Here is a 24,893-nt window from a genome sequence, read left to right as displayed (position 1 = left end):
ATTTACTTTATGAACTTTATAACTTTATAAACTTTAGAACTTATTTACTTCCATCGTCTAACCTCAATTGATTTTACAGTTACAAACAACCAGAAAATAATAAAACTCAAATAGTAAACTACGTCCTTCAAATCAATAACGCCTTTTACGAAATTATCATAATGCCCAGATAAAGATAAATACGAAATAATTTCAGCCATATTTCCTGTAAATTGAGAAGAAGCCCAAGACAAAACCCATAATAATAAAATCATTGCAAAGCCAATTACTGCAGCAACAATTTGATTTTCAGTCAAAGTTGAAGCAAAAACTCCTAAAGCAATAAAAGCAAATCCAACCAAAATCAAACCAATATAGGCAGAATAAATTGGACCCATATCAGGATTACCATATTTAATTAAAATAAATACGTACACAACTGTTGATAACAACATTATCAAATACATTCCTGCTGCTGCAAAGAACTTGCCTAATGCAACTTCTAAATCAGTTACTGGTTTTGTCATCAACAATTCCAATGTACCTTGTCGTCTTTCTTCAGCAAATGATTTCATTGTTAATAATGGAATCAAAAATAATAAAGTAATTACAATATTATAAGCTGCTCCTTGTAATGAAGCTTCTTGAGTATATAGCAAAATTACTGTGAAAAAATATCCTGCCAAAAGCAAAAACATTGCAAATACTACATAAGCAATCGATGATAGAAAATATGATCTTAATTCTTTTTTCGCAATTGTTAAAATATTATGCATAACATTGATTTCTCTAATACTATTTCTAATACTCTTTCTCTAATAAATCCCAAATTCGAGTTACATTAGTTTTATTAGAGATTTTATTCGAGAAAATTAACCCTTTTTAGTAAGTTTTAAGAAAATTTCCTCTAATCCTAAAGTTTCGCGATGCATTTCAATCAATCCCCAATTATTTTGAACTATAATTGAAGAAACTTTATCTCTGACATCAACATCTTTTTCAGATTGAATACTTAAATCAGTAAATCCAGCATGATTTTTCAAAACAGTTACATTGCTGACACCCTGTACGCCTTCCAATCTTGATTTTATCAAATCAGGAGATCCGCCTCGAACAGTTACAATTACTTTTGCAACACCTGAAACTTTATTCTCCAAATTATCTGGTGTATCTTCAGCAACAATCTTTCCTTCATTAATAATTATAACTCTAGTACAAGTCACAGCTACTTCTGGTAAAATATGAGTTGATAAAATAATTGTTTTTTCTTTGCCTAATTCTTTAATCAAATTCCTAATTTCAATAATCTGTTTTGGATCCAAACCAATAGTTGGCTCATCCAAAATTAATACTTTTGGATCACCAATTAAAGCTTGGGCTAATCCAACTCTTTGTTTATAGCCTTTTGAAAGACGAGAAATAATCTCATTTTTCATGTGCTCAATTCCGCAACGCTTCATAATATTCTTGATATGCTGATTTTTCTTTTCTGGCTCAACATCCTTCAATTCTGCCATATATCGTAAAAATGCATAAACTTCCATGTCTTGATATAATGGAGTATTTTCTGGCAAATAGCCGATTCTCTTTCGAACTTCAATCGAATCATTAAAAATATCAAAACCATCGATTTCGACTTTTCCTGATGTTGGAGGAAAAAAACCTGTCAAAATCCTCATTGTTGTCGTCTTTCCAGCGCCATTAGGACCTAGAAAACCGATAATTTCGCCCTTTTGCACCTCGAAAGAAACACCATCTAGTGCTTTAAAATTTGCGTATGACTTTGTAAGATTTTCTACCTTAATCATAAATTTAAGTGTTTATCTAATAATAGCGTCTTAAATATATTTGTCAATGCAGTTATGAACATCTTGACAAAAACAAAATTATCATTTAAATAAATCCTGCCCTTGCCAAAATCAAATTATTGTTATAAACTTCGCAGAAGCACCTTCACAACAAGGGAGGGAAAAAAGAAAATGAACGTCAACAAAAGACAAGATTGGGAATGGCCAGAAAATGGACATGATCAACAAGGTATTGCCAAAATCGTAGCCAGCATTTCTTCACCATATGAACAAGAGATTCCGCCATTTTGTTATCCTGGTACAACTCTGCCAAAAGGCGTACTTGGTCGTGCAAAAAGTCTGCTCGCTAAACAAATCAATGCTATTGGCAGTCATACCCACATTGAAATTGACGATAATGGAAATTTGAAATTCCAAGATGGTGAAGGCGGTTTTGAAGTTGTTCAAAGAATGGAAGCTGAAGCAATCTGGATGCTTGCATCAGTTATCGGTGGCACACCAGCAACAACCGAAGGATATTTTTGCGGAGGTGGTACTGAAGCCAATATTGAAGGACTCTGGATCGGCAGACAATATTTGCGCCAATGTCCAGATCCTAATAATCGCGGAATTGTCGCATTAGCAACTCCTTTGCAGCACTTCTCTATTTCTCAAGCTTTAGAAATGCTCGATTTTGGCGAACCGCAATGGTTACATTGCGTTCACTGTAGCAAAGATCATCTGTTTACACCAGATCATCGCGGTTGCGGACTCAATCTTGTTGGCATGAACGAACGAGGCGAAATGGATATTGGATCATTACAAGAAATTGTTAACCAAAAAATCCATGAAGGCTTCAGAAGATTTCTGATTATTGCAACAGCTGGAACAACTGTACTTGGCTCAATTGATCCAATCGAAGCGATCAGTAATTTCATTGATCGCAACACTACTCAAGATGTCCGATTTTATTTGCATGTTGATGCTAGCTTTGGCGGTTTTACAATTCCTTTTTGCAACATTAATGCACCTAAAATTGGATTCAATGTTCCTAATGTCATGTCAGTAACCATTGACGGCGACAAAATGGGAAGACTACCTTATCCTGCTGGAGTTTTTCTCTGTCGCAAAGATTTGATGAGACTTGTTGCTCGACGTGTTCAATACGTCCGAGGTCATGATCATGACACTGTTTCTGGATCACGATCTTGCCTCTCTCCTGTTTTAGCTCGATATCTCTTTCAGGCAGAAGGACAGAATGGACAACGAAAATATGTCCAACAATGTCTTGAAACAAGAAATGAGCTAGTTAGATTGATTAAGGAAAATGCTAATCTAAATTGGATCAAAATTATGCCGTATTCACCTCATGTCAACTTTGCTCCAATGGTCATTGACATTGAAGGTGGAGAAATCCCCAAACAAATCCTAGAACATGGAATTCTTCAGCCTTATCATCTTCGTTCTGATTATTTTCCAAAAAATACGTTAGATCCACTCAGTTGTCCATTGATTGTCTACAAGATTTGTATTATGCCCCACACTATTCCTTTCATCAAACGTTTTGTTTCTGATCTTGACCTAGCTGACCAAGAATGGAAAAAAGCTCACCAGTAATCCACAAGTCAAATTTGACAAAGCAAAATCAAAGATATATGATGACATCATAAATACACGTTCTTTACTTTTCTTGCACCTTGCGGGCCAGTAGCTCTAATGGTAGAGCGTCGGTCTCCAAAACCGAATGCTGTGGGTTCGAATCCCTCCTGGCCCGCCCCTTTAGACCTTCTCTCTGAGAGGTCTTTTTTTGTACAAAAAAACCGAACTAATAAGTTCAGTTTTTTAACAAAATATTATTAGTTTTTAGCTAATTTAATAATTTTCTTATAACCAGAATCCAAATAATTTTGTATTTGTCCAATTGCAACTTTATACATTCTCCTTTTTCTTTTTCCAAAAACATCAGGTATTCCTCTTTTTTTGTTTATTATATTGCTTAATAAAAAAATCTTGTCTTTGTTTTCTAAAAATTGATTTAATAAAGAGTTAGTTCTTGTTTGATATATATCTTTACTCATTGCAATAATCAAACTTGATTCTAAAATAATTTTCTTATTAATAGCAACAAAATTATGTTTAGAAATATCAATATTTGCCGACTTTAACAATGGCTCAGAATGCTTCCATTCTAATTCATAATTTCTTAAATTTTTAAATTTTGGAGGATTTTGTCCTTTTAATTTTATCTTTCCACCAGTACCTTGAATTCCTGCTGATTTTGCAACAAAAAATTTATGATCGTTATTCTTTTTTAAAAGCATATCAAAATATGCCTCAGCAATTGGTGACCGAAACATGTTTCCAGAACAAACAAATAAAATTATTTTTTTCTTCATAATATTTCCTCTTCTCTTTTGTATTATCTTAATAAAACAAAACAGAAAAAGAAAGCAGATAAATCTGCTTGCTCGCAAAAAAGATCAATCCAAAATCTTCACAACTCCCAAAGGACCATTAACCTCTACTCTCATTCCATCCTGCAAAATCTGCATTGCTCCAGTAACATCCAAGACAGCGCCAATTCCCAATTCTCTAGCTACAATTGCCCCATGCGCCAAAGGACCTCCAATCTCAGTCACCAAACCACCGTTACTACCAATCGCTGCAATCAATGGGGCCCAAGAAGGATCAGTTGTCATTGTCACTAGAACACAACCTGCAAAAAGCTTGGCAATTTGTTTTCTATCCCTTGGATCAGCCACTTTAACTACCTCTCCAGTCACCACCTGATCTGTCACTCCAAAGCCAGTCAAAATCTTATCAGATGCTTGATATGGAGATTGACCGATCCTCTCCAAATCATCAGAGAAAATTACTGGCGGAACATAGATATTCATTTGCTCACGCCTACGCTGCAAACGCGCAACTGCTTTTCTATGGATACGTTCGCTATCATATTGCAACATTGGAATCTCTCCTGGATAAAGACAGAAGACCAAATCATCTTCCCAATGTAAAATCTTTTCGATTCTAAGTAACATTTGCCGAACTAAATCATATTCCATCAAATAAAGATATTTGATTAATTCTCTACCAGCCAAATACTGTCGCGCTACCTCAACCCAGCTAGCCACTTCTTCTCCCAATTCCGTTGCCACAGTTGCACGAACCTTATCACATTCTGCCTTTCTGCGTGCCAATTCAACACGAGGATCTCCAGCAATCTGTTCTGCGTAACGCTCCAACAAACTTGAATCTTCATGATAACGCAATCCTGAAACCTCTAGTTCATTCGCACCCAAATGACCATATCTTTCCAAAAGTTCAGAAAAAGTGATTTGACCATCACGATACTGTGCCAAACAAACATTGAAATGCAAAGACGGATCATTATCCAATCCACTAGTTAATGTTGCTAACAACTGCTCGCCCTTTTCTTTACCATAATGCAATGCCATTTTTTCTCGAAGTCGTGCATAAGCAAAAAATCCCAAACGTGCAACTTTAACAAACATCACACAAGCAACAGTTCGCAGATGATCAAACATTTCCATGCATAGAGCAATATTAGCTTGAAGATTCATGTCCAAACTTTCCATCTTGACTTTCTCTCTTGCAATATAAGCCCTAAAATCATCTTCGAATGTCTTCATCTCCAACACCGTTTGCTCAATCAACACTGCTAATCCAGTAAAAAATCGATCAAAAGCCACTCGATAGAACTGTGCTTTTTCTGCTCCAAACAATTCTGTCAGAAATTCCAAACTCGGATCTTGCTTATAGAGCACTACTTCTGGATAATTTGCCATTTTAGAATCTTCAGCAATTTTCTCCAAATAATATCTCACCAAAATCGCATAATCCGACAACGGAATTCCAGCAATCCGATAAGTAAAAGCATCATGAACAATACTACAACGAGGTTGACCACCAACTAATCTGAAAAAACCATGATCAAGTTCTGACCCAATCTCATAACCCATTTGATTGCGACCAAGCCGGATTCCAGCTTCGCCATCAGCAAAAATATAACAGAATGCTCCAAAAGCCATTGGCGTAGGATGACGAGTCAAAAGCTCAGCAATATTTTGATCAGAAAAACAATCAGTTGCCAATACAACACCTAACTCTTCCAATCTCGCTCTCTCTTTTTCAAAAGAATTTCCAAGATCATCAATAACTTTTTGACGCTGCAAACCCAAAGTAGACATTGCCGTAATTGGTCGAGCTTGCAGCAAAAAAATCTGCGAACCAACAATTGCCCATTCGATATCTTGCGGACATTGGAATAGTTCTTCAACCCGCTTGCCAATTTTTACTAAATACATCAGCAAACTATCATCCAAAATTCTCTCAGCAACATCTCTATTTGTCATCAAGCCAACACCATCTCGCAAATCTTTTTTTACACCGCCGATAACCATCTTTTTGAGCATCCCATCTCTATCAACAACATATGTATCTCCAGTCACCTGACCAGATACCAATGCCTCACCAATACCAGAAGCTGCTGTAATCATCATCTCGTCCAAACCATCGAGTGGGTTAACCGTAAAAAGCACACCAGCAATTTCTGCTTCAACCATTTCCTGAACAATCAAAGCTGCCTGCCGTCGACCTGAATCTTTCTGCTTAACTACTGTCTGATATGCTTGAATGCCATCATCAAGCAAACCAGCAACGAAATCATCAACTGCTCGCAAAAATTCTTCCCTAGTCCTAACATGCAAGGTAGTTTTGTACTGACCAGCAAAAGAAGCTGATCCAGAATCTTCTGCTACTGCTGAACTTCTCACAGCTACGACTTGTCCACCAAAATAATCTACAAAAAAATCTGCTACTTCTTCACGTCCACTTGGCCAACTGTCCAAAACATCCACATCTAACACAAAACCTCTACTTGGTACATTAAATCCAGCCATAATTAACTTGCCCAAATTAAATGCTTTGCCACCAATCTGCGACACTTCCAAACCCATCAGATTTCTCAGGTATAGAACTTTCATCTTCTCTCCTCCTTGCGTTGTGAAAGATCGATCATAACAAAAAACTTCTCATCCTAAAATACTTCTAAAAAGTATTCAAGGACGAGAAGTCTTCCCGTGTTACCACCTTGTTTATCAGTGCAAAAACACTGATCACTTACTGACTCCTTTGTCCACCGAAGCTTTAGCAAAGGTGGATTCAAGATATCAGTTAGCCTATGGTTACGGAGGCAACCGGATAAGTATTTAACTTATCATCTCGCTGGATCCATTTTCAGCTAGTATTTTTATAAGGCTCTCACTATCCCTTATTCGCTTCGTCTGCTGTAGCTTTAGCGAAAGCAGACTTTTAAAAATAACTAACTTACTTTTTCCAGGTCAACGATTTTTAAAGTTTTAAGTTTCACTTATTATATTATCAAAAATATTTTTAAAGTCAAGAGAAAATAAAAAAAATCATACAATCCATGTATGATCACAATGTTCAAATTACAAAATATTTAGGAAATCCAATCTCTAACACTGCAGCTGAAAAAATTTCTTTTTCTTTTTCTGAATATCTTAATAAACATCCCTTTATAATTCTTTCCTTTATTCTCATTTCAAGAGTTGTTAAATCAATCTCGTCTCGAGAATAAACAACTTTAAATCCCGCAACATAATCTAATTCATCAAGCATTGTTACTCGATTATGACAACTTCCAACAAAGCAATTAACAAAAGAAATAACATATTGATCTAACGATTTACAATTAAGATAGACTTGTCTTCCATCATAATTTCGTAAATCAGATTTCGTTGCCAAGACCAAAGTTGTTACAAGTTTGTTTTCATCAAAAGGATCATCCATTCCTCCACAACTCCAAAAGATAGGGCAATTTAAACAATCACTAGAACAACAACCAATGTCATCACCTAAATATGTCAACCTCCATTTATCTTCTTCTCTTGATCTTCGCCATTGATCCAAAAAAATCAAATTAACAGAAGAACAATTTTGAGCAATCAATTTTGCTCTTCTAACTGCTTCATCAAATAAATTTTTATTTACAGCTCCCATTTCCTTCCCTCCTTTTCTGGTTGGAATAAAGAACATTAAGTTAATTTAGTATATTCATTTTAACAAGTCAATAAAAAAAGCGTGCAATTCACACGCTAAGAACTAAATCTTCCTCCCTAAAATATCTTTCTGAACGCAAGTAAAACCAATACTTTTATCAGAAATTGCTGCAAACTTTTCCAAATACCATTCTAAAATTTCTGAAACGCTAACATTCCACTTTGACCTCATTTCCAATGCTTTTTCTGAAATACAAATATCTTTTATTTCTGCCAAAGTATGCCTCAAAAATCCCAATTCCTGATCTACTTGATCATATGGAGTTACAACCCAATCTGATGGTCCATAAGCCAAAGTTTTTAAACCTCTTCTTTTAAAATCATAAGGCAAATTTCGACCGCAAAATGCTCTACCACCATAGATTGCACCAGATTAATTACCATAGTTCTGATCATTCATTGCCAAATCATTAAACAAATTCATAATTTTAGTATCTCTATCTTCAGAACCACGAGGACAAGGAGTATAACAAAACCATCCATCACAGTTCATAGAAAAATAGACAAACCCACCGCTTTTCAGCAATCCTAATAGTCTGCCATAAGCAAGCTGAGAATTAACATGTTCAATAAAAGCCTGACCAATTACCAAATCCACTTCCTCAAGCAGTATTTCTGACCCAATATCATAAACAGAACAAACAAAACCATGCACTACAATATCAATACCTTCTTTTTCACAAGTAATACTGAACTGAAAATTAGCTGGGTCCTTACAATCTAAAGGCTTGTATGACCAACCATTCAAAACAGCATGCTCTTCAAACAAGCGAGGCATACCCATCAACAAATCTCTGTCTACATCAAAAGCTTCAATATATGCATTCCTCAAAAAGCCATCTTTAATCAATCTAATCAATCCTCTTCCTGTACCAGTTCCACAATCCAAAACTCTGATTCTTCTACCATGAAAAAATGGATCAGCCAAAGTTTTTCTTAATGCTTGACTAACAACATCATTGTATGCTTTCGCGTCAAGATAAGGCTTAAAAACGTTCAAATATTCCAAATGCTGATAAAACTTCGCGGCTTCTTCTTGCATTTCTCTTCCCTCCCTTTTCGGGTTGTCAAAGTACAACTTTATATTTAAGTCTATTATTATCTGCTTTTTTAGTCAATAAAAAAAGCGTGTATACGCTTTAAAAAAAGATCAAAGATAAGTTGCTACACCCATCAATTCTTGTGCTCTTTGCACAGTAAACTGAATCACAGACCTTGCATTTTTTCCACCTTCAATCAGAACATTCCTAACATAATCAATGCCTCCATTCTGCAAAATTCGCTGGCGATTTGCTTGAAATTCAGCCAACAATTTCCACAAATGAATCATCAATTCTTTCTTACAATCAATGCATCCAATCGAAGCAGTTCGACAACCTTCGGCCATTTCTCGGAATTTCTCATCTGGAGACAAAAGTGTGTGCAAAGTAAATACATTGCAAACTGCTGGATTTCCTGGATCATTTCTTCTTTTCCTATCTGGATCAGTAGTTGCTGTCCGCAATTTACCCCAAACAATATCATAGCTATCAGTCAAGAAAATAGTTGAATCCGGCTTTTCACTTTTACCCATCTTTCCTTCACCATGCAACCCCTTCACAGTAATTGATTCGCCACCCAAATGTTCTGGAATTACAAAAAGCTCTTCTTCAACCTCTCGATTAAAATCACGAGCAATCTGTCTTGCCATTTCAACGTGCGGAATTTGATCATGGCCGACAGGAATCAATTCGCCTCTGGGAGCCAAAATATCAGCAGCCATCAGAATTGGATAATTCAACAAACCAGCAATTTGAGGATTCTTGGACGCCTTATCCTTGTAAGACGGACAAAGCAACAAATCAGCAACTGGCATAAAATTGCACAATAGCCAAAAAAGCTCGGAAATTTCTGGCACAGATGACTGAGCATACAAAGTTGCAACCCTAGGATCAATTCCAGCAGCCAAATAATCCAAAACGATATTTGGCAAATGCTTTGCCATTTGTTGCCGATCTTTCAAAGTCGTCAATGTGTGCAAATCAGCCACAAAGAAAAAACATCGCTTGCTAGGATCTCTGCTTAATTCCACAAAATGACGCATTGCTCCAAGGTAATTGCCCAAATGCATTTGTCCTGTCGCTCTAATTCCTGAAAGAACTACCTGTTTTCTGTCTGTCATTTCTCCCTCCTCTCCTTCCCAATCTGGGGAAAACATCTCAAAGTATCTTAAATCTTTAAATCATTATTGTCAATTATATAATTAAATATTTTTAAAAGAGTACTCTCGTACTCTTTTAATTCTCATAAATCTCAAAAAACTAATAACTCCTTAAAATCTTGCTCCAATCCATTTCCCGCTATCTTTTTTGCTATTCAACAAAATTCCTTCATTTGAATAAGTTTTTAATTTCTTTCCAGTACTTGCTAAAATTTCTAATAAATAGTCATCATTGACATCTGCTACTGCTAAAAAACTTCCGCCAGCGCTAAAAGAAAACTTTTTCTTCAACTTCTTATTTAATACATAAACTTTTTTGTTTTTAGAATAAATAATGTTATCAGTTCCATTAGTATCCAAATCATAAGCCAATAATTTACTGTAGTTTAATGACTTTGTTTTTTTCAAAACTAAACTTTTATTTTTATATTTATATAATTTAATCTGATCATCAAAACCAACAATTATCAAAGGCTGATCATATTTCAATACTCTGCCGACTGCAATACTTTTTATATTTTCTGAAAAATTAAATGTTTTCTCTAAACTTGTCTTGTTATAAATTTTTAAAGTCTTAGCTTTTGCAATCAAAGTTTTTTCTTTTTTGCTATTATTAATATCACCAAATGTTAAATAATCATTCGCACTTTTCAAAGTATATCTTAGCTTTCTTTTAGAATTATAAAACTTAATTTCATTTCCATTATTTGCAATAATTTCTGTCTTATTATCTTGATTTGGATCAGCAACCGTAAAATATTTCAAACCAGAAGAAAACGGCTTAAATTTCTTGCCATATTTAGAAGTTGAAATATTATAAAATTTTATTGTCCCATTCTTCTCGCGCAATTCTTTGTTAGTATTATATAAATATGGATAGCTTGTTACAACATAATGTTTCGTTTGAACTGAACTCACATTGCCTTCAGTATCAACACCAATAAATTTTAAAATTTTAGTCTTTTTAAAAGTTATCTGTCCAGTATACAAATTTGATCCAGTTGTCGGTATTGAACCATCAGTTGTGTAATAAATTGATCCTGAACTGTCATTGCTTGATAATGTCACTTTAATCTTTTTTCTAGAAGCTTTATTATCTGGGCTAGCTGTCACAATCGGAGGAATTATATCGGTTTTCCAAATTGTACCTCCATTAGCTTTAAATGCGCCAGCATACAAATAATCGCCAAATAACCCCATACCCCTTACTATAATATTGCCCATAATACCGCTTGTACCAAAACCTCCAACATTATTTTGAATCCAATTTGTACCATCGCTTGTTTCAAAAACACCTGCTCCACTGCCAAGATTTGAGGTCCCAGCAAACAATAAATTGTCAGTTGCATACATACCTTGAATACTCAAGCTAAAAGTGCTGCTAAAACCAGTATTTGTCCAGTTAACACCATCGCTAGTTCGCCAAATTTGCGCACCGCCATTGTTAGCAATACCAGCATAAAGATAATTACCAAAAGTTTGCAGAGTCATAATTCCATAACTAGCATTGCCAACTCCAAATGCATCGCCAGTTACCTGCGACCAAGTACTTCCATCTGTCCGCCAAATCTGTCCGCCAGTTGTAGCATTGCGTGTTCCAACATATAAGTAGTTTTTAAAAACCTCACCTGAATAAAAAATATCGTTATTAATACTGCCAAAACCATTAGTATTTGTTTGTGTCCAAGTTGTTCCATTAGAATAAGCATAAACTTGACCTCCTGCAGTTGTATTTTCCGTTCCGCCATACAAAATACCCTTATATTCTTTCAAGAAATAACAATCAGCATTTTGATTGCCAGCTCCAAAACCATCCACATTAACTTGTGAAGCAGACAAAACGCCAGTATTTGATGTTGACCAAACCTCTGCTCCAGTTGTAATATTTCTCAAACAAAAATAAACATTATTGTTAAATGTTGTATTTCCGCCTCCATAAGAATAATTGTTGCCATCTCCAAAACCAGTTGCATCAACTGAAACCCAAGTTGATCCATCTGACGTTGTAAAAGCTTGAGCGCCATTAGCAGGACCCACATACAAAGATCCCGTAAAAAGTGAATTGCCAATTGTCTGAAAACCATAGAAATTCCAATTAGCTGTATCTCCTAATCCATCTGTCCCGCTTTGCGTCCATGTTCTAGCTTGGCTAAAATTAGCCAAGCCAAAAATTGTTAACACAAAAACAACGCTCCAAATAAAAATTTTGTTAAATTTTGTCATTTTATTATTTACAATAAATTATTAAATTATTTCATTGTTAAATTATTAACAATTTAACAATTCAACAATCTAGCAATCAAACATTTTATTAATTTTATTTTTTATCAAATCAGTCTAATCTATTTAACTCGCATTTATATTATCGCATTTTAATCCAATTTTCCACCAGTTATTTTATCAATAAACTTTTTATTTTTTAACAATAATTCTCCTGCTCTAGGATAAACTTTAAATCTGCGATAAGTTACATCAAAAGGATAAATGTCTGCCCTACCTTTTTCTACATTAAAAAAAGTCCGACAATCAGCATAAGCTAAAATCTTTTCTTCAATTGTTTTTGCCAAAGTATCTTTGTTTCCTAATCCTATTTTTTTATTCACTTCCTTTGTCTGTCCGATACCTCCCATATGCCGAATGCAAACCCTTGCCAATTTCTCTGGCCAACCTTGCTCTTTCGCCAATTTATAACCTCGCATTCCATGAAAAATTGCTGGCTCTAATTCCTTTGAAGCTTTGCTTCCAGAAACCATTCTGCCCAAATCATGAGTATAACAAGCAATCTTCAAAAAATCCAAATCAACTTTATTGCCATTTTTAATTGCTAATTTTGCAATTTTTTCTGCAAATTTCCAAACTCGAGTCTCATGATCCCAAGTTTCATCAACTTGTTCCGAAATTCCATTTTCTTTCGCCACTTTCTTCATAAAGCTTTTTATCTGCAACAAACTAGGCATTTTTCTCAACATATTTTTTAGCTAAAAAAATAATGAAACCAGATATCCAATTATACAGCCAATTGTTATTGGTGGCAATGCCGGAAAAGCAGTTCTCTCTTTCTTAAAATAAAAATAGATATTTATTGCCATCACTCCCAACAAAGCTCCAGCAATCACTAAAATCGAACTTAACAAACTATTTCTTAAAACTGAAACAGCAAATATAATTGGAAAAGCCAAATCTCCAGTTCCAAGAAAAATAAAATCTTGACCTGGCTTTGCTTTATCCATTCCAGCCAAAAAACCGATCAATTTATTAGGTACAATAATTGACAAATTAGCGCCATTTTCCATCATTTTTTTAAACATCAAAACCATATGTTTAGTTTTGAAAACTGCAATAAAATCATAAATAGATAGAATAACAAGCATAATAATTATTTGCAAAGGCAAAAATGACAAACCAATATACGAACTAATTCCAGAAATTGCTAAAATAATTGCCAGATTATGTGTCAAAACAGAAGGCATAAATCTTCGCAATATTACAACCAACAAAGCCAAACCCAATCCTAAATATCCTAAAGCAAAAACATCAAAAAAAGCAACACAACCCAAAAATATCAAAATATAAAAAAAGCCAGAAAATATTATTCTGCTTTTTGCATATTTTATTACAAATAAAACAACTACAGTTCCAACAGCAAATGCAATTAAAAATTGCCATAATGAATATGACTGCTTCGCTACTAATTCTTTTACTTCTTCAATTTGAAAAAGCCGCCAGCCAAGATACAAACCCAAAAACTGCGTTATCAAAAATAAAACAGCTTCATAAATAAAAAATGTTTTTGAAAACTTTGCCATTACAGAAACACTTAAACACTAAAACATTGAAACAAAAAAATAGTTTAACAATTTAGCAATTTAACTAATAACAAGTCTAACCAATCTAACTAGTCTAACTTATTTAACACTTTCTTTATTACCTCAGGCAACATATTTATCACATCAGTCGCCAAAACAGAACGTTCACCTAACTTTTTGCTAACCATATCTCCAGCCAAACCATGCAAATATACAGCAGTTGCAGTTGCTTCAAAAGGCAGATTAACATTTCCTGCAAAGTGAGCAGCGACCATGCCCGCCAAAGCATCGCCAGTTCCAGCAGTTGCTAATTCCGGTCCGCCAGATTTATTAATTATTACTCTTTCACCATCAGAAATAACTGTTTCATAACCTTTTATCACTAAAACACATTTCCATTCTTTTGCCTTTTTTCTAACTAGCCATTCTCGATCTCTTTGAATATTATCAACATCTTTATTTGTTAATCTCGCCATCTCACCAGCATGAGGCAATAAAATAGTTTTGTTATCACCTAATTTTTCTAATAATTCTATTTGACCAGCAATAGCGTTTAATCCATCAGCATCTAAAACCACATTTTTATGCAAATTTTTTAGATTTTTAAACAATTCACAAATCAATTTTCTTGTTTCATTATTTTGAGATAATCCTGGACCAATCAAAATCACATCGTATTTTTTTGCTTCTTCCAAAATTTTATCTAAAGATGACAATGCCAAAGTTTTTTCTTTTGTCTCATCGCAAGGCAATGTCAAAACTTCTGGAATTAATTTTGTATAAATTTCAGACAAACTTTTTGGAAATGCCAAAAGCACAATTCCAGCTCCAGCACGCATTGTTGCTTCAGAACATAAAGTTGCTGCTCCAGACATCCCATCAGATCCAGCAACAATCATCACACTGCCAACAGATTTTTTGTGAGCTTCTTTTGGTCTGGGAGCTAGAATTTCTGGAAATAATAATTTATCTTGCTCGATAGGTTTCATAGTCGAAATTGTTTTATTGTTCCATTGTTCCATTGTTAAATAATTCTAACAATTTAGCAATTAACAATTTTACTTTATGAACTTTAAAAACTTTATAACTTTAGTACTAGAACCGTAGCATCGCTCCAATCCCACCCATTCCCGCTAATACTTCATTATTTTCAACAAACTCTATTTTCGCGCGATGGCTATATGCTTTTTGAACTAATTCATCAACAACATCTTTCACATCTTCAGTTTTAAAACTGCAATAAGGACAAACAACTTCATCCAATCCCAAAAAATCACAATTTGGACATTTCTTGCCGGTTGTACTTAATTTAGAATCCACTAATAAAGCTTTTATATCTCTTTCTTGAATTGCATCTAAAACTTTTTTCAAACCAGCAACTGCTAATTGACCGTTCAAGCTGTTATTTAATTCATCAACTAATTTTTTTTCATTCTGTCTTTCTACTTTTTCTTGAACTACTAAAGACTGCTCCAAAAAATGTTCGTTAGGCTTAAATAATTCTGTAAAAAATTCACCGACTACTCTATTTTTTAATTCCGTATGCAAAACTTTTTTTAATTCCGGCAAGACCTCTTTTGATCCAGCTAGAATTAATCTATCAAATCCTTTTTCTTTCCAGAACTTAAATAATTGTTCATTAATTTTTTTCAAATGCTGACGAACATGTTCTTCAGTATGCGAAGCCTGATTTTGTTGCGCTAATCCACCTTGATCATGCTTTCCTGGAAACTCATCAAAAATATAACTAAAATCTTGAATGACACCCAAAAAAACTGTAAATATTTTTGCTTTTTCCTTGTCACAAACTACAACACAATACCTTTCTAATTCATCCAAGACTTGCAATAATTGTTCGATATGAACATTCTTTTCAACATAAGCTCCTGTTTTAATTGGACAAGGAAATTTATAAATCGACCAAAAATTTTTAGACGGACTAGCATAAAATGCCATGCCTTTAACTTTTTTATCTAATCTTAAATCAATCCATTCTTCAATTTTCTTTGTTTCTTCAGCACCTAATTTTTCTCCAACAATTTTCAATAAATCTTTTAATTTTTCTTCTATTTCTTCTGGCTTGTATCTTCTTTGATCGCAATTCAAATAAATTGTCACAACATCTTCTTTATCACTTTGTAAGCGGTTAAGTTTGGTTACGTCTTTATTTTGCAACATAATATTTTTTGTTAACTAGTAATAAGTAACTAGTAATTAGTACGTCGAATCTAGTTACTAATTACTATTCACTAGTTACATTTTAGCATGATTTACAAAATTTTAAAAATCAAGTATAATCTTAAAGAATAATGAATTAAGAATAATGAATCATGAGCGAGTATAGCACAGTGGTAGTGCGCTTGCTTCCCAAGCAAGATATGTGAGTTCGATTCTCATTACCCGCTATGCCACTTTAGCTCAGTTGGTAGAGCAGTGCTTTCGTAAAGCAAAGGTCCCCGGTTCGATCCCGGGAAGTGGCTAATATCCAATATCTAAATATCTCTCGAACTAAAAACTAAAGTTTTCCGACCACTTGGCTGAAGCCAGGTAGAAATCACAAAACCCGTCACTCGACGGGTTTTTATTAAAGATAACATTCGAAAAGCCGATTAGAGAATTAAAAATCTTGGAATACAAAATTTTTAATATTAGAGAAAAGTTATTTCAATCCAATCCCAAAATAATAAATCTTTTTAGGAAACTTTGTAAAATATGTGACAGTGAACCTATTCGTTTTCACATTACGCTTGATCTTTGCATTAGTCCAAACATCAGATAATGATTTCCAAGTTCCTTTTTTAATCTTGAATTTCAAAAACAAATTATTTTCTTTTGCCAATCTATTTCTTTTCCTCAACTTCTTAAATTCTGCTTTAGTATACTTAAAAGCTACTTTAATCTTAAATTTCTGTGAAGATTTTTTAACTTTGTATTTTCTGAGATTAGTAGTTATCTTCCAATATTTCTTCAAGGCAGTCTTTTTTGCATTCTGCCATTTTCTAGGATACTTCTTAGTCTTTTTACATTTAATCCAGTATTTTTTATCTTTAGTTAACTTTGTAGGCAATTTCTTAAACTTGAATTTTAAACCACAACTAGTGACAGCTTGATTATTTAATTCTGAAGTTAAAATAATACGATCAAATTCATAAATTTCAGTTTCTACATTCTCAACATTACCATAAATATCAACGGAAAAGAATTTTAATGTTGTATCTGAAGAAATACTAATTAGAACAGTATATTGTGTTGAAGAAGTTGTTGGCTCTGATCCGTCAGTTGTATAATATGTTGTAAATGCAGAATCATCAACAGCTGTTAATACCACTGATTGTGTTGAAGAATATATGCCACCTGCTGGACTTGCAGTTGTAATTGGTGCAGTAACATCAGCAAAAGCATATTTAAGATTACCATTTGTAGCATCATAATAACTAATATGTGGGTTATTAGAAGAATCCAAAGCTAAAGAATTATCTCCGCCAACATCACCTGTTGAATCAACTGTTTCTATAACCCAAGCAGATCCATTCCATGATGCATATTTAAGATCATCAAGAGTAGCATCATAATAACTAATATGTGGGTTATTAGAAGAATCCAAAGCTAAAGAATTATCTCCGCCAACATCACCTGTTGAATCAATCGTCTCTATAACCCAAGCAGATCCATTCCATGATTCATATTTGAGATCATCAAGAGTAGCATCATAATAACTAATATGTGGGTGATTAGAAGAATCCAAAGCTAAAGAATTATCTCCGCCAACATCACCTGTTGAATCAATCGTCTCTATAACCCAAGCAGATCCATTCCATGATGCATATTTGAGATCATCAAGAGTAGCATCATAATAACTAATATGTGGGTTATTAAAAGAATCTAGAGCTAGAGAAGGATGCTGACCAACATCAATTATCTGAATATCCCACACGAAACCATCCCATGAAGCATATTTAAGATCATCATTAAACCAATCATAATAACTAATTCTCGGATTGTTAGAAGAATCCAATGCTAAAGAAATACTGCGAGCAATAATATGTGTCTCATCAACTGCCTGCATATCCCAAGCAGAGCCATTCCAAGAAGCGTATTTGAGACTATAATTCGAAAGATCTTGATAAGCAATCCTTGGATTGTTAGAAGAATCTAATGCTAAAGAAGTATATTGACCAACGCTACCTGTATCATCAACCGTTTGTATATTCCAAGCAGATCCATTCCAAAAAGCATATTTAAGAGCTTTATTTTCATTTTCAAAATAACTAATTCTTGGATTACCAAAAGAATCCAAAGCCAAAGAACTATCTGAACCTACATTATCCGAACTATTATCCACAGTCTCAATCTGCCAAGTTGCTGCCTGAACATTTTTCTGCAAAAAAACAAAGCAAGAAAGTACCAATACAAAAACAGCGCTTAAAAACATTAAACTGTTTCTTCGGATTAATTTTTTCATTTTTTTTATTTTATTATTGTATAAAAAATTTTAGTTAATTATATTATACCACAACCAAAGAAGAAGAAGAAGAAGAAGAAGAAGAAGAAGAAGAAGAAGAAAGTTATCCACAGATAAAAATAAGGAGCACAAAATATTACATCAATTATATTTTTTTTCTTAATTTACAAATATCCTTCGAACTAGAGCTAAAGCTCTACGACCCCTTGGCTAAAGCCAGGTAGAAACACAAAATCCGTCATTCAGACGGATTTTATTTTTGTTATTTATAATTTAGTTATTTTTGTTATTTTACTTGACTGGCTCCACTTCCACGTTTTCAATCTCAACATCATCAGCAGAAACATCTTCTGTACCTTGTTGTTCCAATCCTTCAATCGTTGACTGCTCTTTATTCCATTTTATATCTTTAACATAAATCTTGACTTTCAATTTCTTTTTTTGATCTAAAAACCATTGATCAAAATCATCTTTCACTTTAAAAAAGATATGCGAAGCTTTGACTTGTTCATCATCTCCAGAACCTTTTTTCTTATCAACTTTTATAATATGAAATCCTTCAATAGTTCTAATAATTTCACTTGTCTCACCAACATTTAATTTAAAAGATGCTGTTTCAAATTCTAGCTCCATCTCATCCTTACCAAAAAAACCTAAATCACCACCATTTTTCTTTGTTGATTTATCTTCACTAATCTCTTTCGCTAATTCAGCAAAATCTTTTCCACTTTTCAATTTTGCCAAAGCATCTTCTGCTTTTTTCTTTGCTTCATCGCTTTTTGATTTTCGATCTTTATCAATCTTGTCATCCATTAAATATGACTTTTGTAATTTATCATACATTAAAGAAGGCTTTAAAACTTCTTGTTTAAATTCTGTAATATCCATATCATACAAACTTTTTATTTCTTTTTTTAATTCATTCTCAGAATCATAATCTTCCAAAACTAATTTGTATTCTTTATCAATATCTTCATTAGAAATTTTGATATCATATTTTTCTGACAATTGACTAACCATTTCATCTTCGATTAAACGATCTAGCGCCATCTTCTTAATATCTAAATCACTGATTTTTTCTTCTGTTTGTCCTTGTTGAGAATCATAAAAAAATTTCAATGCTTGATAATTTTTATCTAATTTTGACGACATTACAAATCCACCATTTACTCTCGCAGCTGGTATTGGCAATACTTTTGAAATTCTTCCACCTATATTTCCAGACAACCCAAATTTCCAAACCAAAAAACCTAAAAGAGCAACAACTAAAATAACTCCCAAAACAATCCAAATCTTTTTAGTTTTACGCTTTGGAATTTGCGAAAACATTTCATCTTTTTTTTCTTCAACTGGTTTTTCCATGATAGGATTCTCAAAATTTTGTTCCATATATTTTTATGATTTGTTAGTGTTAACTGTTAAAAGTTAATTGTTAATTGTTTGAAAAGAAATAATTCCACCATTTTTCCATATTTGTCTTATCAGACGAATCATTATTATCTTGAGGAAGTTCTGCAACAGTATTAATATTATCAGGCATTGATTCTATTGAAACAGCTGTCTCTCCATCTTTTTGCATTCCTAGATTTTGCCGAGCTTGAATTTCTTTAAATGCATCAGTATTTAAATAATCAACCAAGCCTCCCAATTCTTGATTTTTTCTTTCTAAAGTATTAATTTCAGCTTGCATTTTTTCAATTTCCTGATTAACCATATACCGATTAACCAATTCCCTCACTAGTCCCATTGCAATAAAAATAATACAAACCAAACCAAAAACAGTTATCAACCTCAAAGACCATTTTTTTGTTAAAAACCTTTTCTTCATTAATTTAACAAATTCAATTTTACTAATTTTATTAATTTTACAGTTCGTCTAACCAGTCTAACTAGTCTAACCAATCTAACAAAAGCAATTATTCAATCTTTTCTTTTTTCTGCAATCCGCCTTCTCTTTTATAAACATCCCATTTTACACGAGAAATAAATTCAATCAATTCTTCTGCAGAAATCTTTTTGCGAGCTAAACGCGACAATTCAATAACCAAGTCTTGAGTCTGTCTTGGACCAGTCAAACATTCTAAATCTGTTTTCTTGCCATAATCCATTTCTATTTTTAAAGTTCCATATTTGAAAAAAGTTGCCAAAAAACCAGGAATTTCGTAGCTAACATTTCCAACATGATCCAAAGGAAATTCCTCAACAGCCCTATTAAAAAGTCCTTTTTGACTGACTTTAATAATTCTCTGATTTGTGATCACTACACTATCAAAATACCAATTTATCCACACATATAAAGTATACAAAACAGCAAATAACAAGAGCAATAAGAATATGATTCCGCCAATCCAATGTTTAAATAAAACAAAAGAAAACAATAAAGGTATTGCAAAAAATAGAATTATTTTTACAATAGAGAAGAGACGACTTCCCCAGCTTTTTCGGAAAATTACGACCACCTCTTCATCTTGTTTTAAATCTTGAGAAAAATAATCTTCAAACATAATAACTTACACTAATTAATTTTCGAATATTTTCGAATGAGTTTACGAATTCGTATATTCGTATCATTTGCATTATTCGTAAATTCGTATTATCTTATGCAAACGAAACTAAAGAAAAAAATTATTTGGATCGTGCTTGTCGGAGTTACAGTCACTCTTGTATTAACTTGGCTGATTTTTCCTGCCTTAACTTAGATTATAGCACAAAATATTTATTTATTTAAATTTATTTTTAAAATAGTTAACTTTTTTTAGTTGGCTATTTTTTTGTTTTAAAAAGATACTACAGGGTCTTTATCTTACCTTCAATCCTTTTTAAAGAATCTACTGATGCATCAAAAACTAACAAGTCATCTTTTTTAGATAATATTTCTATTGCCTCATCAGAAATATCTTCCAGATAATCAATTCTTAGACTGCCATTATGAGAAATTAATTCTTTAGCAACATCCGCCGTTACAACAAAATAACCATTTATAACAATATATCCAGGACGACGCATTAAAACTCTAATCAATTCCAAAGAAGTAAAAACTTTACTATTAATTCCAAAAAATGCTTCCTTCTTATCAATTTCAGTTGCCGGCACATCAGATAAAATTTCTGCAACCTCTAATGACATATTCGTCAAACCCGATAAAACTAATTTTTCCTTATGACATAATATCTCGGCCGTCTCTTTGTCAATATTTTTTAAACCATTTAAAAATAAATGACCTTCATGTTTAGCAAGCTCTCTAGCAACATCAGTGTTTAATTCCTCAATCCCCAAAGATATAGAAAAATGAAACTTTGCCAACAAAGAAGCTGTTTTTGTAGAAATTCTTTTTACTTTTTTCAAATTTAAGTCTGTCAATTTATGCGGTTTTTCAAGTTTATCAAAATCTAGAAAACGTTGCGCAACATCTTCAGGCAAATAAGTCAATCTCCCCGTTCTTCGGTAAAAATTAATTCCTCCTCTATGCTGAGGTTCAGGCATTTTCATAATTTCTTTCCAATCTTCAATATCTCTTTTAAAATCAGGCATCTCTCTAACTTCATCAACTGTCAATTCATCGCCATAAACATTAACTTTCATTTTTCCCAAAGCTTCTCTCAATTTCAAAACATCATCACCTGTAACTTTTTCATCACCTTCGATTTTCTTTGCTAAATCATTTGTCGCATCAACAACATTATCTAATTCATTTCCTTCAGCCAATTCCAAACTAGGCTCCCATTTTTCTTTTTCCACATCACCAACATCTTTTATTTCTTCTCCCATTTGTTCTCTCATATTTTTGTTTTTAATTATATATCAGCGCCAAATCAGCGTTCGAAATCAGCGTTCGTTCTGCTTCTATTTTTTGAGTACTTCCAAAAACGCTTCTTGTGGAATCCTAACACGTCCTAATTCCTTCATCTTTCTCTTTCCTTTTTTCTGCTTCTCTAATAATTTCTTTTTTCTTGTCACATCTCCACCATATAATTTTGCAATAACATCTTTTCTCATTGCCTTAATATCTTCACGTGCAATAATTTTTCCGCCAATTGCTGCTTGCAATGAAACTTGAAAACTTTGTTGAGGTACAACATTTTTTAATTTTTTAACAATACTTTTTGCTTCTGCAAGTACTCTTTCTCTTGGAATAATTCTAGATAATGCCAATACCAAATCATTAGCAACTAAAACATCGAGCCTAGCCAAATCTTCAATCTTATAATCAGAAATCTCATAATTAACTGATGCGTATCCAGATGATACGCTTTTTAATTTATCATAAAAATCAGTAATTACTTCCGCCAAAGGCACATCATAATGCAAAATAGATCTTGTCTCGTCCAAATATTCAGTATTTTTATACTGACCTCGATAAAATTGCATTAACTCCATTAATTTTCCAACATAATTGCTTGGCGAGATAACATCCATCGAAACCCAAGGCTCGGCAATGCTATCAACCAAACTCAAATCCGGCAAATCAGCAGCGCTAAATATTGTAATTTGTTTTTTTGATTTAAGATTTATTTTATATGCAACAGATGGAACAGTAATTGTCAAAGTTAAACCAAATTCTCTTTTTAATCTTTCCGTAATAATTTCCAAATGCAAAAGTCCCAAAAATCCACAACGAAAACCTCTACCTAAAGCTTTTGAAGATTCAATTTCATAATCCAATGCTGCATCATTTAATTTTAATTTTCCTAAAGCATCTTTTAAGCCATCAAAATCATCAGCATTCTCTGGATAAAAAGATGCAAACACCATTGGTTTTACTTCTTTATATCCTGGCAATGGCTCAGTAATATTTGGAGATGCCATAGTATCACCAACACGACATTCAGAAACTTCTTTCAATCCAGCAACAACATAGCCAACTTCTCCTGATGTTAATTTATCTATTTCAACTTGTTTTGGTTTAAATACACCAACTTCTAAAACTTCTGATTCTTTACCTGTTGACATCATCTTTATAGTATCACCAATTTTTACTGATCCGCTAAAAATTCTGATGTAGGCAATTGCACCTTTATATTCACTAAAAACAGAATCAAAAATTAATGACTTTAATTCATCGTTATCTGATTTTTCAGGAGCTGGAATTTTTTCAACAATTTTTTCTAAAACTTGAGGAACGCCTTCACCAGTCTTTGCTGAAATTTTTAAAATCTCATCATCTTTACAGCCTAATAATTGAATAATTTCTCTGCAAACTTTTTCTACATTTGCATTCGGTAAATCTATTTTGTTAATAATTGGAATAATTTCTAAATCATGTTCAAGAGCTAAATAAAGATTTGCAATTGTCTGGGCCTGCACGCCTTTTGTTGCATCAACTAAAAGTAAAGCTCCTTCGCAAGCTGCAATACTACGAGATACTTCATAAGTAAAATCAACATGACCAGGAGTATCAATTAAATTCAAAACGTAATCTTGACCATTCAAATTATAATTTAATCTAACTGGCTGTAATTTGATTGTGATTCCTCTTTCTCTTTCCAGATCCATTTGATCAAGAAGTTGCGCCTGCATTTTTCTTTTTTCAATCGTATTTGTCAATTCCAAAAGCCGATCAGCCAAAGTTGATTTTCCGTGATCAATGTGGGCAATAATACAGAAATTTCGAATTGTTTTAATATCATTTACCATATTCTAGAGTTTACATCAAAACAGATATTTTTTCAATAAAAAAGGACATTTCTTGTCCATCTTTATAAATATTTTTTTATCTATAATGTCTCAATTTCTTTAACTCATTATCAATCCAATGTATTAATTTCAGAAACTTCGAACGTCTTTTATCAACTTTATCTTCTATTTCTTTAGGTAACTCTAAACTAATTCTTTCTATCTTTGCTAATGCCTGTAATCCTTTTTCAGAAACATCTTTCAAATCTCTAAAAAATATTTTCGACTCAATTATCTTTGATTCTCCTTCTGGAACATGACCTTTTAATCTAATTAAAACTATAGCTTGTCTATCAGACAAACTTTTCAATGAAGTAAGATCTAATGAATTCTTTCCATTTGCCGTCAAAGCATCCAAAGCTTGATCAGAAATATTTTTAACTGACGGTAATCCTATAGAACCAATAAAATCTTTTCGCCTAAAAACTTCTGCTGATTCATCCGATAAATCTTTCAAATTATCCAAATACAAAACTCCCTTGGGCTCACGATCAATTATGGTTTCCAAAATTTTGGGAGTAATTCTTGTTAATTGACGATATCTTAGCCATAAATCAGCACCACGAAGATTTTTATCTCTAATTTCATGCCACACTTTTATATTATTAAGCATATCCGAATCATTTTTTAATTGCTCTAATGGCACTGAATCTCCACCGAAATCAACTTCCATATTTTGTAAAGCTTCTCTTAAATCATCAACATCTCCTCTAGTCACAGCCTGATCACCTTCAACTGCAGTCGCTATTTTATCTAAATTTTTGACAATTGCATCATTTTCTTCACCTTTTGCCAATTCTAAACCAGGCTCTTCACTTTTCATTTCAGGAGCCTCAACATCTTTCATCTGCGCTAATTTTTCTTCAATATTTTCTGTCATAA

The 24,893-nt window shown here is 33.1% G+C and carries 21 protein-coding genes, 3 tRNA genes and 1 other annotated feature; of the genes, 4 read left to right on the top strand and 20 right to left on the bottom strand.

Going from position 1 to position 24,893, the window contains the following annotated elements; all coding sequences use genetic code 11:
- Positions 1-44 precede the first annotated feature (44 nt).
- Both WC663_05000 and WC663_04995 read right to left on the bottom strand, forming a co-directional pair.
- Entirely contained in the window at positions 45-755 is a 711-nt protein-coding gene (locus WC663_05000) for an ABC transporter permease (protein MFA6296686.1), read from the bottom strand.
- Between the two features lie 96 nt (positions 756-851).
- Positions 852-1,787: an ATP-binding cassette domain-containing protein gene (locus WC663_04995; protein ID MFA6296685.1), complete on the bottom strand. Its 936-nt coding sequence runs from the start codon at positions 1,785-1,787 to the stop codon at positions 852-854.
- Positions 1,788-1,958: 171 nt separating this feature from the next.
- Between WC663_04995 and WC663_04990 the strand changes: the two genes are divergently transcribed.
- Positions 1,959-3,383, top strand: a complete 1,425-nt coding sequence (locus WC663_04990) for a pyridoxal-dependent decarboxylase (GenBank protein MFA6296684.1) — start codon at positions 1,959-1,961, stop codon at positions 3,381-3,383.
- A gap of 84 nt (positions 3,384-3,467) precedes the next feature.
- Positions 3,468-3,540 (top strand) — tRNA-Trp (locus WC663_04985).
- Between the two features lie 82 nt (positions 3,541-3,622).
- Here the strand turns inward: WC663_04985 and WC663_04980 are convergent.
- The 11 genes from WC663_04980 to WC663_04930 all read right to left on the bottom strand — a co-directional run bounded on the left by WC663_04980 (position 3,623) and on the right by WC663_04930 (position 16,054).
- Positions 3,623-4,162 (bottom strand): hypothetical protein, encoded by a 540-nt coding sequence (locus tag WC663_04980; protein MFA6296683.1) that lies wholly within the window; start codon positions 4,160-4,162, stop codon positions 3,623-3,625.
- Between the two features lie 84 nt (positions 4,163-4,246).
- Positions 4,247-6,772, bottom strand: coding sequence for a PEP/pyruvate-binding domain-containing protein (locus WC663_04975; protein MFA6296682.1), 2,526 nt, complete (start codon positions 6,770-6,772; stop codon positions 4,247-4,249).
- Between the two features lie 74 nt (positions 6,773-6,846).
- Positions 6,847-7,142: a binding site (T-box leader), on the bottom strand.
- A gap of 93 nt (positions 7,143-7,235) precedes the next feature.
- The gene (locus WC663_04970) at positions 7,236-7,847 is read right to left on the bottom strand and encodes a hypothetical protein (GenBank protein ID MFA6296681.1); all 612 of its coding nucleotides are present in this window, start codon (positions 7,845-7,847) and stop codon (positions 7,236-7,238) included.
- Between the two features lie 66 nt (positions 7,848-7,913).
- Positions 7,914-8,201, bottom strand: coding sequence for a hypothetical protein (locus tag WC663_04965; GenBank protein ID MFA6296680.1), 288 nt, complete (start codon positions 8,199-8,201; stop codon positions 7,914-7,916).
- Positions 8,202-8,243: 42 nt separating this feature from the next.
- A complete protein-coding gene (locus WC663_04960; protein MFA6296679.1) occupies positions 8,244-8,912 on the bottom strand; it encodes a hypothetical protein in 669 nt (222 codons plus the stop codon).
- 108 nt (positions 8,913-9,020) lie between these two features.
- Positions 9,021-10,067 (bottom strand): tryptophan--tRNA ligase, encoded by a 1,047-nt coding sequence (gene trpS / locus WC663_04955; protein MFA6296678.1) that lies wholly within the window; start codon positions 10,065-10,067, stop codon positions 9,021-9,023.
- A 114-nt stretch (positions 10,068-10,181) separates the two neighbouring features.
- Entirely contained in the window at positions 10,182-12,293 is a 2,112-nt protein-coding gene (locus WC663_04950; GenBank protein MFA6296677.1) for a chitobiase/beta-hexosaminidase C-terminal domain-containing protein, read from the bottom strand.
- 149 nt (positions 12,294-12,442) lie between these two features.
- Complete coding sequence (locus WC663_04945) at positions 12,443-13,039, bottom strand: HD domain-containing protein (protein ID MFA6296676.1); 597 nt, start codon at positions 13,037-13,039, stop codon at positions 12,443-12,445.
- Positions 13,040-13,048: 9 nt separating this feature from the next.
- Positions 13,049-13,876 (bottom strand): presenilin family intramembrane aspartyl protease, encoded by an 828-nt coding sequence (locus tag WC663_04940; GenBank protein MFA6296675.1) that lies wholly within the window; start codon positions 13,874-13,876, stop codon positions 13,049-13,051.
- A gap of 89 nt (positions 13,877-13,965) precedes the next feature.
- Positions 13,966-14,865 (bottom strand): NAD(P)H-hydrate dehydratase, encoded by a 900-nt coding sequence (locus tag WC663_04935; GenBank protein MFA6296674.1) that lies wholly within the window; start codon positions 14,863-14,865, stop codon positions 13,966-13,968.
- 106 nt (positions 14,866-14,971) lie between these two features.
- A complete protein-coding gene (locus tag WC663_04930; protein ID MFA6296673.1) occupies positions 14,972-16,054 on the bottom strand; it encodes a host attachment protein in 1,083 nt (360 codons plus the stop codon).
- 156 nt (positions 16,055-16,210) lie between these two features.
- On the opposite strand from WC663_04930, the gene WC663_04925 reads away from it, so the two are divergent.
- Together WC663_04925 and WC663_04920 are read left to right on the top strand one after the other, a co-directional pair.
- Positions 16,211-16,281 (top strand) — tRNA-Gly (locus WC663_04925).
- A gap of 2 nt (positions 16,282-16,283) precedes the next feature.
- Positions 16,284-16,356: transfer RNA gene (locus WC663_04920), tRNA-Thr, on the top strand.
- A 179-nt stretch (positions 16,357-16,535) separates the two neighbouring features.
- Here WC663_04920 and WC663_04915 read toward each other — a convergent pair.
- The 7 genes from WC663_04915 to WC663_04885 form a co-directional block, all read right to left on the bottom strand.
- Positions 16,536-18,338: a chitobiase/beta-hexosaminidase C-terminal domain-containing protein gene (locus WC663_04915; GenBank protein ID MFA6296672.1), complete on the bottom strand. Its 1,803-nt coding sequence runs from the start codon at positions 18,336-18,338 to the stop codon at positions 16,536-16,538.
- A gap of 291 nt (positions 18,339-18,629) precedes the next feature.
- Positions 18,630-19,727, bottom strand: a complete 1,098-nt coding sequence (locus tag WC663_04910) for a peptidylprolyl isomerase (protein MFA6296671.1) — start codon at positions 19,725-19,727, stop codon at positions 18,630-18,632.
- 43 nt (positions 19,728-19,770) lie between these two features.
- Positions 19,771-20,166, bottom strand: coding sequence for a septum formation initiator family protein (locus WC663_04905; protein MFA6296670.1), 396 nt, complete (start codon positions 20,164-20,166; stop codon positions 19,771-19,773).
- An 88-nt stretch (positions 20,167-20,254) separates the two neighbouring features.
- Positions 20,255-20,842: a PH domain-containing protein gene (locus WC663_04900; protein ID MFA6296669.1), complete on the bottom strand. Its 588-nt coding sequence runs from the start codon at positions 20,840-20,842 to the stop codon at positions 20,255-20,257.
- Positions 20,843-21,125: 283 nt separating this feature from the next.
- Entirely contained in the window at positions 21,126-22,118 is a 993-nt protein-coding gene (locus tag WC663_04895) for a hypothetical protein (protein MFA6296668.1), read from the bottom strand.
- Between the two features lie 63 nt (positions 22,119-22,181).
- Positions 22,182-23,972: a translation elongation factor 4 gene (lepA, locus tag WC663_04890; GenBank protein ID MFA6296667.1), complete on the bottom strand. Its 1,791-nt coding sequence runs from the start codon at positions 23,970-23,972 to the stop codon at positions 22,182-22,184.
- 76 nt (positions 23,973-24,048) lie between these two features.
- Positions 24,049-24,891, bottom strand: a complete 843-nt coding sequence (locus WC663_04885) for a hypothetical protein (GenBank protein ID MFA6296666.1) — start codon at positions 24,889-24,891, stop codon at positions 24,049-24,051.
- Between the last annotated feature and the right edge of the window lie 2 nt (positions 24,892-24,893).

The organism is Patescibacteria group bacterium (assembly GCA_041662665.1).
In the GTDB taxonomy this organism is placed as follows: domain Bacteria; phylum Patescibacteriota; class JABMPQ01; order JABMPQ01; family JAQVVF01; genus JAQVVF01.
The sequence above is the reverse complement of the archived record's forward strand: the minus strand, read 5'-3'. Positions and strand labels throughout refer to the sequence as shown.